This is a genomic window from Arcanobacterium phocisimile (assembly GCF_016904675.1).
GTDB lineage: Bacteria > Actinomycetota > Actinomycetes > Actinomycetales > Actinomycetaceae > Arcanobacterium > Arcanobacterium phocisimile.
In genome coordinates this window covers 242,344-258,943 of sequence record NZ_CP070228.1, presented here as the reverse complement: position 1 = coordinate 258,943, position 16,600 = coordinate 242,344, and the positions used below count along the sequence as shown (strand labels likewise).

At 48.0% G+C, this 16,600-nt stretch carries 13 protein-coding genes and 4 tRNA genes; 9 read left to right on the top strand and 8 right to left on the bottom strand.

Going from position 1 to position 16,600, the window contains the following annotated elements; genetic code table 11:
• Positions 1–118 precede the first annotated feature (118 nt).
• From JTE88_RS01100 to JTE88_RS01070, 7 genes are all read left to right on the top strand, one after another.
• Positions 119–191, top strand: a tRNA-Glu gene (locus tag JTE88_RS01100).
• Positions 192–235: 44 nt separating this feature from the next.
• Positions 236–312 (top strand) — tRNA-Asp (locus tag JTE88_RS01095).
• 36 nt (positions 313–348) lie between these two features.
• Positions 349–424: transfer RNA gene (locus tag JTE88_RS01090), tRNA-Phe, on the top strand.
• A 58-nt stretch (positions 425–482) separates the two neighbouring features.
• Positions 483–556: transfer RNA gene (locus JTE88_RS01085), tRNA-Asp, on the top strand.
• 91 nt (positions 557–647) lie between these two features.
• Positions 648–2,483 carry a murein biosynthesis integral membrane protein MurJ gene (gene murJ / locus JTE88_RS01080; protein ID WP_204424817.1) on the top strand — a complete coding sequence of 612 codons (1,836 nt, stop codon included), beginning with the start codon at positions 648–650 and terminating at the stop codon, positions 2,481–2,483.
• Positions 2,484–2,604: 121 nt separating this feature from the next.
• A complete protein-coding gene (locus JTE88_RS01075; RefSeq protein ID WP_204424815.1) occupies positions 2,605–3,048 on the top strand; it encodes a phage holin family protein in 444 nt (147 codons plus the stop codon).
• Positions 3,045–3,395 (top strand): DUF3618 domain-containing protein, encoded by a 351-nt coding sequence (locus JTE88_RS01070; RefSeq protein ID WP_204424814.1) that lies wholly within the window; start codon positions 3,045–3,047, stop codon positions 3,393–3,395. The genes JTE88_RS01075 and JTE88_RS01070 overlap by 4 nt, the downstream gene beginning before the upstream one ends.
• Before the next feature lie 117 nt (positions 3,396–3,512).
• Here the strand turns inward: JTE88_RS01070 and JTE88_RS01065 are convergent, their stop codons facing one another.
• Positions 3,513–3,707 carry a BldC family transcriptional regulator gene (locus JTE88_RS01065; RefSeq protein ID WP_204424812.1) on the bottom strand — a complete coding sequence of 65 codons (195 nt, stop codon included), beginning with the start codon at positions 3,705–3,707 and terminating at the stop codon, positions 3,513–3,515.
• A 359-nt stretch (positions 3,708–4,066) separates the two neighbouring features.
• On the opposite strand from JTE88_RS01065, the gene JTE88_RS01060 reads away from it, so the two are divergent.
• Entirely contained in the window at positions 4,067–4,300 is a 234-nt protein-coding gene (locus JTE88_RS01060) for a DUF3073 domain-containing protein (protein WP_204424810.1), read from the top strand.
• Between the two features lie 83 nt (positions 4,301–4,383).
• Here the strand turns inward: JTE88_RS01060 and JTE88_RS01055 are convergent, their stop codons facing one another.
• The 7 genes from JTE88_RS01055 to JTE88_RS01025 form a co-directional block, all read right to left on the bottom strand.
• Positions 4,384–4,740 carry a sterol carrier family protein gene (locus JTE88_RS01055; RefSeq protein ID WP_239519530.1) on the bottom strand — a complete coding sequence of 119 codons (357 nt, stop codon included), beginning with the start codon at positions 4,738–4,740 and terminating at the stop codon, positions 4,384–4,386.
• 208 nt (positions 4,741–4,948) lie between these two features.
• Positions 4,949–8,677, bottom strand: coding sequence for an isopeptide-forming domain-containing protein (locus JTE88_RS01050; protein WP_204424808.1), 3,729 nt, complete (start codon positions 8,675–8,677; stop codon positions 4,949–4,951).
• A gap of 17 nt (positions 8,678–8,694) precedes the next feature.
• A complete protein-coding gene (locus tag JTE88_RS01045; protein ID WP_204424807.1) occupies positions 8,695–9,444 on the bottom strand; it encodes an isopeptide-forming domain-containing protein in 750 nt (249 codons plus the stop codon).
• A 59-nt stretch (positions 9,445–9,503) separates the two neighbouring features.
• Complete coding sequence (locus JTE88_RS01040; protein ID WP_239519529.1) at positions 9,504–10,433, bottom strand: class C sortase; 930 nt, start codon at positions 10,431–10,433, stop codon at positions 9,504–9,506.
• Between the two features lie 387 nt (positions 10,434–10,820).
• Positions 10,821–12,158, bottom strand: coding sequence for an NADP-specific glutamate dehydrogenase (gene gdhA / locus JTE88_RS01035; RefSeq protein ID WP_204424806.1), 1,338 nt, complete (start codon positions 12,156–12,158; stop codon positions 10,821–10,823).
• A gap of 130 nt (positions 12,159–12,288) precedes the next feature.
• On the bottom strand, positions 12,289–13,182 hold the full coding sequence (locus tag JTE88_RS01030) for a phosphoribosylaminoimidazolesuccinocarboxamide synthase (protein ID WP_204424805.1): 894 nt from the start codon (positions 13,180–13,182) through the stop codon (positions 12,289–12,291).
• Between the two features lie 208 nt (positions 13,183–13,390).
• Entirely contained in the window at positions 13,391–15,247 is a 1,857-nt protein-coding gene (locus tag JTE88_RS01025) for a phosphoenolpyruvate carboxykinase (GTP) (RefSeq protein ID WP_204424804.1), read from the bottom strand.
• Between the two features lie 402 nt (positions 15,248–15,649).
• Between JTE88_RS01025 and JTE88_RS01020 the strand changes: the two genes are divergently transcribed.
• Entirely contained in the window at positions 15,650–16,597 is a 948-nt protein-coding gene (locus JTE88_RS01020; protein WP_204424803.1) for a hypothetical protein, read from the top strand.
• The last annotated feature ends 3 nt before the right edge of the window (positions 16,598–16,600 follow it).

Here is a 16,600-nt window from a genome sequence, read left to right as displayed (position 1 = left end):
TCTAGCGAACAGTGACCGGTAACACACACGATTAATTTTGCATTATCGGGGTAAATATCGCTAAGCTATAGGAGTTCGAGGCGCGGAAGTGCTGAGAACGAAGAAGCCTTCGGGTTTCGCCCCCATCGTCTAGCGGCCTAGGACCCCGCCCTTTCACGGCGGTAGCACCGGTTCGAATCCGGTTGGGGGTACTAACTTCCCTAGGGAAGTAGATATCGAAAGATATCGGCCGTAAGGCCCTGTAGCGCAGTTGGTTAGCGCGCCGCCCTGTCACGGCGGAGGTCGCGGGTTCAAGTCCCGTCAGGGTCGCCAAGGAAATCCCGGGAAACCCGGGTGTTTTCTTATCTTGGCTCTGTAGCTCAGTTGGTAGAGCGTTCGACTGAAAATCGAAAGGTCACCGGATCGACGCCGGTCGGAGCCACCAGATAAATCCCCTGCCCTGGCAGGGGATTTTAGGTCTCGGTAGTTATCTGAGCCATCCTGGCCCTGTAGCGCAGTTGGTTAGCGCGCCGCCCTGTCACGGCGGAGGTCGCGGGTTCAAGTCCCGTCAGGGTCGCACATGTCCCCCTGCTCACGCAGGGGGACTTTCATATTTCTGAGCCCTCTGCCATCTAACCACGGCTGAAAAAGATCGGTACACTAGTGGCATGGATTTTCGCTCAAGGAAACGGTTTTTGCCACGGCACGGACAGGGACGTATCCCACTATCAGCACAATGTGCTGCACTAACACCACACCGCCAATCTGTCGACAACCCCACCGTGTCGCCAGTTACGCCTCCTGGGGCTGAATCCGCACCTGCAGCACCGCGAGCGAACCAACCGCGCGTCTCTGCAGCTCGTTCGTCGTTCATTATGTTCCTCGGAACCCTCGTTTCGCGAGCTCTTGGTATGATCCGCTCCCCCATTTTGCTCGGCGCAGTCGTCGGTGTTTCCACACCAGTAGCCAACTCGTTTGATGTTGCCAATAACGTACCGAATCTGCTTTACGGCATCATCGCCGGTGGATTAGTTAACGCTGTGCTAGTTCCGGCAATTGTGCGTGCTACGGAGAAATCACATGCTGAGGGTGTAGTTTTTATTAATAAGTTGCTGACTTTTTCATTCGTCACATTGGGCCTACTCACGCTAGTGATTACCCTAGCGGCACCTATGATCGTTAGCTTCTACGCCTCGACAATGTCCGCCGAATGGTATCGACTCACCGTCATTTTTGCATACTGGTGCCTACCGCAGATTTTCTTCTATGGACTGTATGCGGTATTGGGCCAGATTCTCAATGCTTACGAAAAGTTCGGACCCTACATGTGGTCTCCGGCACTGAACAATATTGTTGCTATTGGCGGTTTAATCCTCATGCTCGGGCTTTTCGGCAGCGAAGATTCAACTTCGCCGTCATCAGCTGCTGATTGGGCTGGCGCGCCAACGATGATTCTCGGTGGTGTTTCGACCTTAGGCATCGTTATGCAAGCGGTGGTTCTTTTCTGGCCGTTGCGCAACTTAGGCATCCACTACCACCCCGATTTCCGATGGCGCAATTCTGGACTCGGTGCAATCGGTCGTGCCGGCAGTTGGGTACTCGCTTTGATGGTTACCGGCATGATCCCAATTATGTTTTTGGTGAACGTCGCTGCCGGTGCAACTCAACGTGCGATCGATATGGGTATGGACACCATTGGCGTCGCCGGTAATTTCATGTACACCATCGCATTCGCTCTTTATTCGCTCCCGACATCACTGGTAACCATCTCCATTATCACCGCCGTGTTCCCGCGTATGTCACGTGCTGCGGCACGCAACGATTCCAATTCTGTACGTTCTGACATTTCGATCACGATCCGCACGGTTGGAGCTTTTAATATTTTGGCTAGTGCGTTGATTTTCGTACTGGCTGTGCCAGTTGCAAAAGTGGTTACTCCGACGTCGACTGCAGCTGAGGCGTGGTCACTAGCGTGGGTGTTGGGTGCACTCACCCTTGGATTGGTTGCAGGAGCTGCTGATTCGGTTTTAATGAAAGTTTTCTATGCTTACGAAGATACACGCACAGCTTTCTTTACGGTTCTCCCACTTCATATCATCACTCCGATTTTCTATTTCTTCACCTCCTATTGGTCACCGGAGTGGACGGTTATTGGACTGTGTCTATTTTCGTCGCTCGAAAACGTTGTCTATCTAGCGATTCATGCCTGGATTCTACGACGCCGATTGGGAGGTATTGACGGGCGACGAATTGTATCGAGCCATCTGAAGTTAGGCGCTATTGGAGTTATTAGTGGCGCACTAGGCTTTGTTAGTATGCTGGAGTTTGGTTACGACGCAGTTGCTAATAATTATTTCTTGTCGGTCGTTTCAATCATCGTTGTTGGCACACTGATGTCGATCACTTTTGTTGTATTACTGTGGATCTCGAAACTCCCTGAGGGAGAGGTACTTCTTCGTCCGGTACGTCAGATCAGTGCGAAAATTCTGACTCGAGTTCGCTGAAAAGACGCCGGTTTCATTGGGTTCTTTACTGGGGGTCGCAAAATAGTAGGAATTCATGAAACAATAGGAACATCATCGTCATCTGTCCATGGGCTGAATGCAGCCCGCGAAGGAGTAGTCCGTGACTACCGAACATAAAGATCCAATATCACCACGTGTAGAATCGGTGCCTTCACCGAAATCCACATCAGGTTCTATTGGAGAATTGGTTGCAAAGATAACTAGCCAGTTCTCTGCCTTGGTACGCGACGAAATCAAATACACGAAGCTCCAGGCTCAAACAAAGATTAAGCGACTCGGAGTTGGCGGCGTTTTGCTTGTTGTCGCTGGAGTGCTTGCCCTTTACATGCTGGGCTTCCTTTTCACCAGTATTGCCCTGGCATTTTCGCTATTAGTTCCTGAATGGGCTGGGTATCTCATTACTGCTGGCATCTTGTTACTGATCATTATAGTTCTTGCACTAATTGGTATGAGCTCGCTGAAAAAAGCAAAAGATGCGGAGATTGATCCAAAGATCGGTCTGACGAAAAATGTCGACGCCATCAAGAAAGGTTTTGAGAAGTGAGCAACGTGAACGAAGCTGCTCGTGCAGTAGCAAACGCTAAGATGGCCTCTGATTATGAAGCGCCTGTCGGCGTAGAAGATACTCGGTCGGCTAGTGAAGTTCAAAAAGACATTGAACGTGTCCGTGAAGAATTGACTGCAACTGTCAACGAATTAGCCGCGAAGCTTGACCCTGAAGTGCTCAAAGAGGATTTAAAGGTTGCTGCCATGGAGAAAGTTGAGAACGTCAAAGCCAAGGCTCAAGCACTCGCCCATGACGCCGCCGCTGGAGATAAGAAAGCTATTGGCGTTATCGCCGGTGTTGCTTTGAGTGTTGCGGCGATCATTATCCGAAAGATCGTTAAATAGTAGCTGTAGGGTCGCCGATTGGCGCCTCTTTCAGAATAAAGGGTGTGGGGAACAAACATAAGGCTTGTTCCCCACACCCTTTATCAACTATCGCATTAGAGGCAATAGTGTGGTCACTTACTCAGAAATCTCAGTGGTGTTGTTTTCTAAAATTGCAAGGATATCCGCGCGACGGAAACGACGGTGACCGCCGAGGGTCCGGATTGAAGGGATCTTACCTGAATCAGACCAACGGGCAACTGTTTTGGGATCTACTCGAAAGAGAGTTGCCACTTCGGCTGGGGTCATGAGTTCTGTATCGAATTCAGTCATTGTGTTTTCCTTTCACATAAACCTATGAAGTTCATCGCGCTTTGTCTTTTTATTCGGAAGAATAAAAGATTGTCCTTTTCCATTATAAAGGGAAGGATGAAGGTAATATATCCACCCAGGAGATGATTTATTTACTCAAAACCGCAACCAAGGGTGTACAAATTGCTCAACCATATTCCTTTATTCGGATTATTCCTTTGATTGCCTATCAATCTCACAGGCGTGATCGCTCGCATTTTCGCCTGCCACGTGGAGTTTAGGTGTCGATTCGTTGTAAAGTAGTTCCACGAGAACAATTAATGTACATAGCGGGGCCACTTCGCGTCGCCCCAAGACGAGTTGAGGGGGGTCGGATCCCTATGGGACGCGGCCGTCAAAGAGCCAAACAGCGAAAAGTCGCACGTGATCTAAAGTATTTCAGTCCCGAAACGGATTATGCAGCTCTCGAAAGAGAACTCATCGGAAAATCCAACTCATCTGCTGATAGTGATTCCGGAAATCCGGATAGCGAATGGTCGAGTTACGACTCGTATAACATTCCGCCAGCAGAAGACGATTGGGATGAAGACGATTGGATGCCGCCACACAAGTGACGAGCACAAAGATTTGTTATCCAGCCGGGCCAGATGGCCTGGCTGGAGCATTTCTGTCCCCATTTTCTACCAATATGGATTAATTACAATCCAAGTTGCGCTGCTCCGAAAAGTGGTAAAAGCTGGCGCAAATCAGAACGCGAACCACTTGCTTTAACAATTCCCGCTGTTGGTTGTCCGACCACTAGTTTTAGCCACGTTTGCGCATCCATCTCCACCACGTTCGGCGGCGTTCCACGAGTATGCGTAGGCCCTTCAATTGCTTGCACGGCTCCCACCCAAGGAACTCTTATTTCGACTGACCGCCCCGGGTGCCTAATCGCAAATTCTTCTAACGAAAAACGCACTGCCGTGCGCCGTTCAGCCTCTGTAAGCCTTTCTCCTGCCGCGAATCGCCTAACTGAGCCCATACCCACAGAGGGGTCAATCTTTCTCTTCACAAGACCATTGTGGCATATTTATACCGCGGTTGATAGTACAGAGCACACTACATAAGACAAGTGGACCCACGTCCATCGCAATCTCATTAAAATACCGGCAACAGAAACTTTGCCAAGCCGATGTTTCAGGGCGGTTACTGATAAACAGCAACCGCCCTGAAACATCATTATTCGCGATAGCGGAATAAGCTACAGCGAAGGCGCCAGACTACCTTCTAATAGCGAGCGTATTCATTGCGTGACCGTGTCGGAACGCAAGAACCAATCCCCCAAGCATGATGAAAAGTCCAACTAAACCTGGTATCCAGACGCCATGACCACCAGACAATGGCAGATCACCGGTATGGACATCATTGACGGTTACGACAATCTGGTCGCCAGCTCCTGCAACCTCCACATTCAGCGAATTAACAGCTTCTACTACTATCTTTCCTGCGGCATTCGTCTTACTAATCAGCTTGACTGGCTCTGGGAGAAGACTCAAGCCCTTCGGCGCTTTAGTTTCGACAAGATAGTAGGTCTTACTAGCGTCCACATCGAATGTAAGACCTTTCTCCTTGCTTATTTCTGCGACCTTCGAGTCAAAGTTAGGCGATTCCTGTTGCCCTTCTTTTGCCGAATACACGATGAACTCAGCACCGCCTAAATCGGGGAGGACGGCACTCTTTTGTGTCTTAGGATCGTAACTTGCTTTCCTAATAGTGACCTTTGCTTTCTCAGCCTTAGGAATAGAGTTACAAACTCTAGACTCAGCAAAATCAGTATTGCTAATCTTTGCGGAATTACATAGCTCTTTAGCTACACCGAAATCAGCAGTTACACCATCATTATTGTTCATCAGAACAAAGTTAACTTTGACTTTATACAGATGTACCCCTTTAGGCTCCAGCCACTTCTCCTTTTCAGTGCCGATTTTAACCTTTCCGTTATTAGGAATACTTATGGATTGCGCATTTTCATCGCTACCAGACCTGGACCAAGCCATTTTAAGAGAATTTAATTGGTCCGGCCAACCCTGCTTATACATATTATCGTCTACGACATAGGAAAGCGCGTCGTCTATAGTCGTATAGGAAGTTTTAATATTACCTATGTTCTCAACCCGAATCTCATACTCAGCTTCATAAGCTGAGTCGCCAGCATTTCCATTCTTGACAATGCTTCCCCCAGTTTTAGAAATCTCAAGGAGTGGCTTCTGGGCCAACGGAAGACAAGTAGGATCCGGAGCGTTTGCAGTGGAAGGATCATCAGTTTTAACTACATCCCCCGACACTAGAACATCCGCTTGATTGCACGCATGTGCACCATCGGAACTGCTGGCTCCTGTAGCATGCACAGTTAGCTCTACTACAGCTGGAGCATTAGGAGAAACAACCCCAGGGTGCTTATTGGGCGAATTGATCAAACGCTCATCTTTAAAGGGGTTTTCACCGGCCTTGCCTATTTCATTCCCATTCAATGTTGCCTTAATAAACTCATACTTATTACCATCAAGAACATCGAGTAGCTTGATTCCAGGAGCTGGAATCTTGCTAGTATTCGAAACTTTTATAGTGAACTTGATCTGGTTGGGATGACTACTATCTACAGCAACACCAGTTTTTTCTGCAGATATGTGAGCTTTTGGAAAAGCGCAGGAACTTAAATCTTGGACGCCTTTAATTCTAGGACTACTAAACAAAAATTTAGCTTCACCCGTTTCCAGATTAATCGAATACATTTCACCATCCGGAATCCGATTGCCATAAATACTCTTATCTGATGCATCGTACGATGCATATAAAGTCCCATCGGGCCCAAAAGCTAAACCAAAGAACCCTTTTTTCTTAAGGGAATTTTTTTTAGTTAGATTAGTAATTAAATGAGCAGTGTCACCCTTATTTGCCAATAATCTAGCTGCTGACAGACTAAAAAGGAAAGAATCCTCATTTTTAGTATTTTGGTAGACCCCGTCAATAAGTGTTTCAGTTCCCACTGTCGATCCAATAATCCACATAGTGTTGTTGCCGTCAATAGCAATATCTCCGAACAAAAGATCACTCAAAAAGAGTTGTTTTCCACCGCTATACTTAACATCAGATCCAATAAACCCATGATCTTTCCAACCAGCACTGGTAGCTTTGCCATCCTGATCCAGCTGCAATGAGTACATTTTTCCTAACCCAGAAAAAGACCACAAGGTGCCATCTGGACCAAAAGCTAAACGATTAGTGTATGTAGCTCCAGGTTTTTCAGTACGAAGTTTCCCTTCACCTTCAACCTCCCACTGCGCATCGGTGATTTTTTCTATCCTACCAGACTGTTTGTGGACTCGATAAAGACCGATGTTCGGATCACCCAGCTTTGCAGCCTGACCACCCACACGCGGCGTATAATAGACCCATTCGGGATGTTGCGCAGATGTTGCAGATGCAGTTGTCATGCGAGCCAGATTGCCAGGGGACTTTGGGTTTCGAGGCGCCCCGTCTGCCGGGAAATCTTTGTTTTCTTCTGGAGCTTTACCAGGATCCATAGAACCCAAAGTGCCCACGCCGCTCGATTCATTAACTGTAGTGTAGTCAATTACATCACAGCGAGCGATACCAAAATTATTTCCGTTTGTTGCGTTATCATACCGTACGCCTACATAAGTAGCTGCACCAGCAGAACTCGCATCTCCTGCGGAGTTGAAAAATGTCGCATCAACTATACCTACTGTCACTTGTTGCACGACTGAAGTACACGTCCAAACAGCCTCACTCCCTGCAGGAATAAACTGACGTTTCCGCGATTCCTTAACGATACCTGATTCAATTCGAAGAGGACTGCATGAATCATCTTTCATCGAACGGAAATAAAGTTTGTCTCCACTCAAATTTCTAACAGTATAAGTGTACTTAACTAACTCGCCGGACGGTTTCACATAATCCTTAGAAGACGCTTTTTGTATACTCCACTTTGGGTCTCTATTAGATTCGTAGTCCTTTGGAGTAACAGGGGCCGTTGGAATAACAACAGTATAACGGTTGCCCCCTTCCCCTCGATCAATTTTCTTATCTTGGACTTCAACAGCGAATGGGAGACGGTAGTTATTCAAGCTCTCAAAAGGCCTGAGATAAGTATTTCTGTTCCAAAATTCTCCAGCTTTTAGCGTTACTTCATTATATTTTTTGCCAGCCACATCGAATTTCGTGGAACAGGTAAGTCGGGCTTCAGAATTTGGCTTAATATAAGTGTACCTCGCAGTGGTACTCCATCCAGATCCATACTTTATTGGGGCGCACAATTTGTCAGAAATAACATGAGCTGAATCCCGATGATCGCCTCCGTCTAACCACCATAAGTTATTCCCGGACGTGTTCCGGATAACATATGTGAACGTTACTTCTTCATTTAGTTTCGGGTTAGTTGGAAACGCCTCAACACGTACCGTATAGCTGGCAGAACGCGGTTGCACGACGCCGCGTTCTTTATCAGGTGTAGCTAACGTGAAAGCATCTACATCCAGATTTAGTTTCCAGGAATCAGGTGAGTCAACTGTGGCTGCCGAATACGAGATAACGAGCTCGGAGTCTTTAACAGTTTGTTCTGAATCGCGATCCAACTGAACAGTGATTAATTCACTATGGTTATCAGACGCTTCAACAGATGCATACGAATCAGACTCCAATGGTTCACCTGCGAGAGTTACACCTCTAAGTGACACAACGTTAGACGGATTTCCAACACGTTCGAAGGTGATCATGCCTTCGTCTACCATATCTTCGGAAAGAAGCACATGAATCTGCTGATCTTCAGCTATATTGGCAATAAAATTAAAAGACTTATTTTCCGAATTAGCTTCTACAATCGCTGCGCTCTCATGCTGAGAGCTCGAGCTATTTTCGGCGCTCAACGCTGGAACTGCCGTCATAAATGATAAAAGTAGACCTGTAACCGCTACTACCGCAGTAGTCATTTTTCCACGTTTTATGTTCATTTCTGACCTTCTAAAGAATCTTCTGAAACGCTTTCGTTTAGGTTATTCTCTGCGTCTTTTCTGCGTCTCACAACAAGGATCAAACCCCCAACGATAAGAATGGTCGAAACCACGCCTGCGATGAGTATTTGAGCACCAGTGATAGCAAGAGGAGGTACTGGTGTAGGCGGCACCGGAGGCTCGTGGGGTGTTGGAGGAACCGGCTCTACATCATAATGCGTTTTCGCATCAATCTTCACAGCACAATCCCAATGGTCTCCCTGACCCAAAGGTACGGAAACCAAAAAATCATCTAAGTGAGATATTTTGTAATGAGGATCTTGAGGAGCTGTTGCAGTGATGAGGTAGAGCCCAATTGGCAGATTGTTAAAAGTAACCTTCGCATCACTATTTGTTGTCAAGGTTACTCGATCACCAACAAGCCCCATATCACGTGCTGTTTTAGGGGTAAGCCCGCCGATTTTCACCCACTCGGATGATTTAGATAGATCAAGACCTGCCACTCGTTGCGCAGATATCTCGAACCCTTCTCCAGTAGGTTCAGCCAAGCCATCATTCGGTGTTTGATCGTACGGGTTTGGCTTCGGCAACGAGATCGTAAGAGACGTCTGCTCGCACCTGATATCGTGTTCCGCCGAAGGCGTGTCTCCAACAACCGGTTGTGCAATAGCTGGACTAGCTACCGTAAAAGTGAGAACTGTAAATCCTAAAGTTGCTACGCAAGTGATAAGTTTAGAGACTTTCATTGCCACCTCCATTTTCCGAGATATCAGCACCATCTAGGGTTTCTGCCGACATATTTTTTCTATTGATTGTGATTGTTTTTACTTACATAAAGGAATCGAATGAGTATCAGAACCGCGGAAAGAGCAGCAATACCAAAAAGCCACATCCACCATTGAATTTCCCAACCCACACCGTTCTCCACCGCATCCGCGCCATTATCATCCATTGGAGCTCGTTCAGCATGAACTAAAAGACGATGGGAATTAATACCATACGGGGTGCAGGTAACAAGAGTCAGCAGGTCTTTTCCCTCTACTTTGTAAAGGGTGTCCGCTTCATCAGGCAAAACGACCTCAGTACCTGTAACAACATAACGGAGCTTTTCACCGTAAACATCTATATAGATTGAGTCACCCGTGGAAATATCCTTTAAATTATCGAATAGAGTCGCTGTTTGCAGCCCCGTGTGCGATGTAAGAACAGAATGGGTACCTTCCCCGCCTACCGGAAGATCAGTTCCAAAAAGATGACCTACACCCCGCTCTAAAGTCTCCGGACGAGTGCCATGAAAAACAGGAAGATCAACTTTAATACTAGGAATAACAATCCTTGCCATCGTACCCATCAGATTTAACTGCTCTAGGTATTCACTGTATGGCTCGTTATCGTCGGACAAACGAGCAGTCCACGGATCTAGAATTGGCCCAACTGTTCTATTCTGATTATATGAGTATGCCTTTTCCAACGACTCTTCAAGTTTGGAGGTATCTTGTTTTTCAACAAACGATGCATACTCATCAGCCACTAAACGCTGCTGATAATTATTCCATTGAGTAGAAACAATTGGATAGAGAAGGATCGATACACCAATTAAAATGATAATGGTAGGCATCAAAAATCCGCCGGAAGCCTTCTTATTTTTGGCGATCTCCGGCTCAGGCAAGCCAACATCCCTGCCTTCACTTTTTTCAGCGAACACTATATTTCTGTGCATACGCACCTTTCCCATTAAAATTCTAAATATAAATTGCACACCACACTGAAACAGACCACTCAGAGAGCAGACCTATTCAGTTGACCATAAGCTTTAAGATCTAGAATATTCAAAATATCCCAGTTAAGCAATCAGACTTTTCTGTCCTTTTACACCTTCATGTAGAAACTCACGATTACCTTTCACTCGCGCATTGGGGCGAAATTTCTAACTGCCACAACGATAATTAACAAAAATCCACAAATTGCCGAGGCAGCGACTACTTAGCTCATCCACTGGATAGCGTGTCAGATTACACTAAGCCTAGTTCCACACTTTTCTAAAAACCAGCAATTTCTAGGTCGAAAAACTATTCTTTCCTTCAACCACTCGCCTAGTGAAAACGCAGAATTATCCCTGCTATTAAATGATTCCCTGATCTAACATGGCGTCAGCAACCCTGCGGAAGCCCGCAATATTTGCACCCACCAGGTAATCGCCTGGTCTACCAAATTCATGTGCGGTTTCCAAGCATTCACGGTGGATATCGAGCATGATCTTATCTAACCGGTTTTCAACCTTCACGAACGGCCATTGAGTCAGACCAGCATTCTGTTGCATTTCCAATGCCGAAGTTGCCACACCGCCAGCATTGGATGCTTTGCCCGGAGCATAGAGAATATGTGAAGCCTGGGCAGCTTCAATAGCTTGCGGAGTCAATGGCATATTTGCTCCTTCTGCGATCAGCTTGACACCGTTGTTGGCCAGAGTCACCACATCAGCTTCTTCCATTTCGTTTTGGGTAGCACATGGCAAAGCAATGTCGCCAGCAATCCCCCATACCCGTTCACCGGCCAAGAATTGCGCATTAGGGCGTCGTTGAGCATAATCTGAGACTCTACCCCGCTCAACCTGCTTTACTTGCTTGAGAAGCTCGACGTCAATCCCATCCGGATCATACACAGCACCAGATGAATCTGAGATTGATACTGGTTTAGCCCCTAGCATTTGTGCTTTTTCAATGGCATACGTAGCTACGTTCCCAGAACCAGAAACGATGACTTTTGCACCTTCCATATCTTCACCACGCTCTTCGAGCATGGCCTGTGCAAATGTAACTAGTCCATAGCCAGTTGCTTCAGTGCGCGCTAACGAACCGCCCCAGTTCAGCCCCTTACCAGTGAGAACTCCTGCTTCGTTGCGATTGGACAAACGCTTATATTGACCAAACATGTAGCCAATTTCGCGGGCACCCACTCCAATGTCTCCTGCTGGAACATCAATATCTGCGCCAATATGGCGGGATAGTTCTGTCATGAATGCTTGACAGAAACGCATAACTTCGTTGTCCGATTTACCATGTGGATCAAAGTCTGACCCACCTTTGCCGCCACCGATCGACTGAGCAGTCAATGCATTCTTGAAAATTTGTTCGAAGCCAAGAAACTTCACTACCGATAGTGTGACTGACTTATGAAACCGCAAACCACCCTTATATGGGCCAAGGGTTGAATTGAATTGAATACGATAGCCACGATTGACACGAACCTGGTTATTATCGTCCTCCCACGCAACACGGAACATGATTTGTCGTTCAGGCTCAATGATTCGGGCTAAGATTGCCGCATCGCGGTAATCCTTGCGGGTAGCGAGCAACGGCTCGACTGATTCTAGGACCTCGCGTACTGCCTGTTGAAATTCTGGCTGGGTTGGGTTGCGTCGAAGGGATTCTTCGTAGACCTTTTCAATGTAGTTGTCCATGAGTGTTGCTCCTTTGTTTTTCTGCTAATCACAGGATAAACCGCAACTCTTCGTAGACAAAGACAAGATAGCCTATCAGGGCAATCGTCTCATACTTTGTATATGTTATACGCCACGAGCGGAGATATCCCTAGCCTGCTAACATCGCAAACACGGTCTCATACCGCTTCTTAACGGTCGCAACCAGGTGGGGTGGTAGTGGCGGAGGTGGGGTCCCACTATCTCGGTCCCAGCCACATCTCGTGAGCCAGTGGCGGATAAATTGCTTCCCCATTGCGACTTGTGCCTTACCTGGTTCGTAATCTTGGGCGAGCCACATAGTCGCCGAGTCTGGAGTGAGCACTTCGTCAGCAAGAACGATTTCGACGTCACCAGGATCAGCCGAGCTGCCAAATTCGACTTTGCATTGGGCGAGAATGATCCCGGCTTGCGCACACTTTCTGTGGCCTTCGTTGTAGATTCTTATCGCGATCGAACGAATACTCCGCGCAACGTCTAACCCAACAATATAGGCGAATTCATCAAAGGTAATATCGATATCGTTTGACTCTACCGAACCCTTACGGGCAGGTAGAAAGATCGGCGACGGAAGTTGATCTCCTTCGCGTAATCCTGCAGGCAGTTCCACTCCACAGACTTTTCCAGTTGCTCGGTAATCTGCAAGCATAACATCGGTCATATAGCCCGCAACAGAGCACTCAACTGGATACATACGCAAGCGCCGAACAATCATGGCACGTCCAGCTACTTCCTCAGGGACACTCACAGATGCGAGATGGTTGGGAACGATACCATTGAGCTCATCAAACCAGTGGAGAGTTAATTGAGTAAGCAGTTCCCCTTTGCCAGGAATGGTGGAGGGCACAACGCGGTCTTGGACGGATAAACGATCGGATGCAACGACGAGCATTGTATCGTTTCCGTCATGCCATTGGTTGTCAATCGGAACATACATATCTCGTACTTTTCCTGCATAAACACGAGACCAGCCAGGAATAGAGATGCCTCCAGCAAATGCAACCATTGCCCCTCCTTCGTTGGATTGTGCAATTAATACAATTTTACCGTGCGCACGGCAAAACTCTCCACGCAGGACAGGCCGATATCTCAATATGAGACAGAACGGAGCGACAGCTCGTAGTTACTATAAGGAACTCCACTCGCTAAGCAATATTATGGCCTGAGGAATTTTCCTCAGGCCATAATATTGCTTAGGTTATCGAGCTATTAACTCAGAGAGCTTCCTTAGCGGTTTCGATACGCTTGCGGAGAGCATCGAGCTCTTCCATAAGTGGAGCTGGAACCTTGTCGCCGAACTTTGCGAAGTACTCTTCGGAGTCCTTTGCTTCAGCTTCCCAAGAAATTGGATCAAGGGTGTACATAGCGTTCCAGTCAGCTTCGGTAACGTCGGTGCCTTCAAGGTTGAAGTCTTCGCGCTTCGGGTAGAGACCAGTCATACCTTCGGTTGCTTCAACTTCACCTGCCACGCGGCGTACGATCCAGTCAAGAACACGGGCGTTATCGCCGAATCCTGGCCAGAGGAACTTGCCGTCAGCATTCTTGCGGAACCAGTTGACCTGGTATACCTTCGGGAACTTCTCGCCGAGCTCTTCTTGCATCTCGAGCCAGTGACCCCAGTAGTCAGCCATGTTGTAACCACAGAATGGGAGCATAGCGAATGGGTCGTGGCGGAGTGCGCCAGCCTTGACGTCAAGAGCTGCTGCGGTAACCTCAGAGGACACGTTTGCGCCGATGAAGACGCCGTGTGCTGGGGTGTACTGCTCAGCAACGAGTGGAACGTTGCTTGCGCGACGACCACCGAAGAGGATTGCGTCCACTGGAACACCTTCTGGTGCTTCCCAATCTGGGCAGATGATTGGGCACTGCGATGCTGGAGTGGTGAAACGTGAGTTCGGGTGTGCAGCTGGCTCGCCAGACTCTGGGGTCCAGTCATTGCCGTGCCAATCGATGAGGTGCGATGGAGTCTCGCCATCGATGCCTTCCCACCAAACATCGCCATCGTCGGTAAGTGCAACGTTGGTGAAGATGGTGTTAGCCTTCATGGTCTCCATAGCCATTGGGTTGGTCTTGTAGGAGGTACCTGGGGCAACACCGAAGAAGCCTGCTTCTGGGTTAATTGCACGGAGACGGCCGTCTTCGCCTGGGCGCATCCAAGCAATGTCGTCGCCTACGGTCTCAACCTTGTAACCGTCAATGGTTGGCTGGAGCATAGCGAGGTTGGTCTTTCCACATGCTGATGGGAAACCAGCGGTGACGTGGAACTGGCGACCGGTCTTCTCATCGGTGAGTCGGAGGATGAGCATGTGCTCAGCCATCCAGGTGTCGCGACGAGCCATAGTCGAAGCGATACGAAGTGCGAAACACTTCTTACCAAGGAGTGCGTTGCCGCCGTAACCAGAACCGAAAGACCAAATCTCGTTGGTCTCTGGGAAGTGGGTAATGTACTTCTCATCGTTGCATGGCCAAGTGGTGTCTTCTTGACCCTCTTCGAGTGGAGCACCCACGGAGTGAACTGCTGGAACCCATCGCTTTCCTTCACCGATGAGCTCAAGAGCCTTGATGCCCATGCGGGTCATGATGCGCATGTTAACAACAACGTATGGGGAGTCGGTGAGTTCGATACCGAGCTGGGAGATTGGACCACCTAATGGACCCATGGAGAACGGAATGACGTACATGGTACGGCCGTGCATTGCGCCACGGAAAACACCCTTTTCACCAATGAGGGTTTCCTTCATTTCCTTTGGATCTGCCCAGTGGTTGGTCGGGCCTGCATCTTCTTCCTTTTCGGAGCAGATGAAGGTACGGGACTCAACACGAGCAACGTCCGACGGAAGGGAACGAGCCAAGAAGGAGTTTGGACGCTTCTCTGGGTTCAACCGGGTGAACATTCCGGATTCAACCATCATCGAAGTGAGGCGATCCCATTCTTCTTCGGATCCATCAACCCACTCAATGTTCTTTGGTTCGGTCAAGTTAGCTACTTCAGCAACCCACTCGACCAAATCTGCTGGCGCTACCGATGGTGCACCTTCGCGTACTGCCTCAACAGTGTACATGTCAGTCATCTTTTTCCTCCTAGAGATTGACAACGACGTTTGGTTTTTATGCCACATAGTCATACTACCGGGAATCTCGGTTTCTCACTGGGACTATAGGGCCCATGCTATCAGCGTAAAAATCAGGGTGTTCTTCAAGATCATTGCGCTGTTGCCGTTTCATGTTTTACCTACCCAAATTTCATGTTCACTGCCCGCAAACTACGTGACAGAGCACACGTTATGCACCTATCGACAAAACCGATATATCTAACAGAATTACCACCTAAGCTATTAACTACCCCACATTTCCTCACTATCTCGTTCGTATCATCATGTATCCGGACACGAATTAGGATGAGTTCTGGCGCATCTCTTTATCAGTCTTTAGAATCAAGGCAAAGAAAACTCTGAAAGTTAGGTTAAACCGCTTTGAAAATACCAGCATTCCTAAAAATAACAGCTGTAACAACAACTACTCTTATCGCTCTCAGCGCCTGCCATGTCGATCTCGGAGTCGGCGTGGAATCCGACGGATCGTTAAACTCAGTGATCGAATTTCACGATCCCGATCACCAACTGAAAGAACTGGGGCTTGGTGACAGTTGCGACGTCCTCTATGATGCAATTAAGGGACAGCTTCCCACTGATCAAGATGCCAATATCTCCGTCGATGACATCACATCAGGTGATGACTTTGCATGCCGATTCAGCGCCAAAACCGATAAGTCCGCAGTTGACCAAGGAATGCTCACTGAAACAGACGATACCTTCATTCTAAAAACTGAAGATACATCGGGCCAGGTCCCCAAAGGACAACTTGCCTTGCTCGAAAGCATGGGTGATTTCTCGCTAACAATCGTGATGCCTGGCGATATTGTTTCTGCAGAAGGAGGTAAGATCGACGGCAATCGTGCGACCTTTACCGATCTGGAAACACTTGTTAACGGCATCACCGTTGAAGGTAAGAAAGTAGGGGACGGCTCGATAGAGGAAATCACTCTTAATGATTCTTCTTCTAGCATGCCTGCTTGGATTTGGGTAGCAATTGCCGGTACACTACTTCTCGGAATTGGTGCACTAGTCTTCTTCATCGTGCGTAAGAAACCAGAAGCTCCTGCAACGTCAACTGGCTATGCAAACACTGCTATTCCAACTACTGATCTACCAACTGCCGCGAACCAGCCTTACCCTGGTTCAGCAATGCCTGGAGCCCACGGGGTACCAGAAGGCACTACTGCTACTTTCAGAGGCGCGGAATCTCCAGTAGCACCAAATCAACCATATCCCGGTATTGGCATCGCCGGAGCAAACGGCGTACCAGAACACCACACCGATGCATCTGATGGCACAGTGAACGACGCAGACCAACTCCAGTAAATC

Coding starts and splice junctions, on each gene's coding strand:
- murJ (WP_204424817.1), top strand. CDS start 648: ATGGATTTTCGCTCAAGGAAACGGTTTTTGCCACGGCACGGACAGGGA.
- JTE88_RS01045 (WP_204424807.1), bottom strand. CDS start 9,444: ATGAAAGTCTCTAAACTTATCACTTGCGTAGCAACTTTAGGATTTACA.
- JTE88_RS01050 (WP_204424808.1), bottom strand. CDS start 8,677: ATGACTACTGCGGTAGTAGCGGTTACAGGTCTACTTTTATCATTTATG.
- JTE88_RS01060 (WP_204424810.1), top strand. CDS start 4,067: ATGGGACGCGGCCGTCAAAGAGCCAAACAGCGAAAAGTCGCACGTGAT.
- JTE88_RS01025 (WP_204424804.1), bottom strand. CDS start 15,247: ATGACTGACATGTACACTGTTGAGGCAGTACGCGAAGGTGCACCATCG.
- JTE88_RS01030 (WP_204424805.1), bottom strand. CDS start 13,182: ATGGTTGCATTTGCTGGAGGCATCTCTATTCCTGGCTGGTCTCGTGTT.
- gdhA (WP_204424806.1), bottom strand. CDS start 12,158: ATGGACAACTACATTGAAAAGGTCTACGAAGAATCCCTTCGACGCAAC.
- JTE88_RS01065 (WP_204424812.1), bottom strand. CDS start 3,707: ATGACTGAATTCGATACAGAACTCATGACCCCAGCCGAAGTGGCAACT.
- JTE88_RS01040 (WP_239519529.1), bottom strand. CDS start 10,433: ATGGGAAAGGTGCGTATGCACAGAAATATAGTGTTCGCTGAAAAAAGT.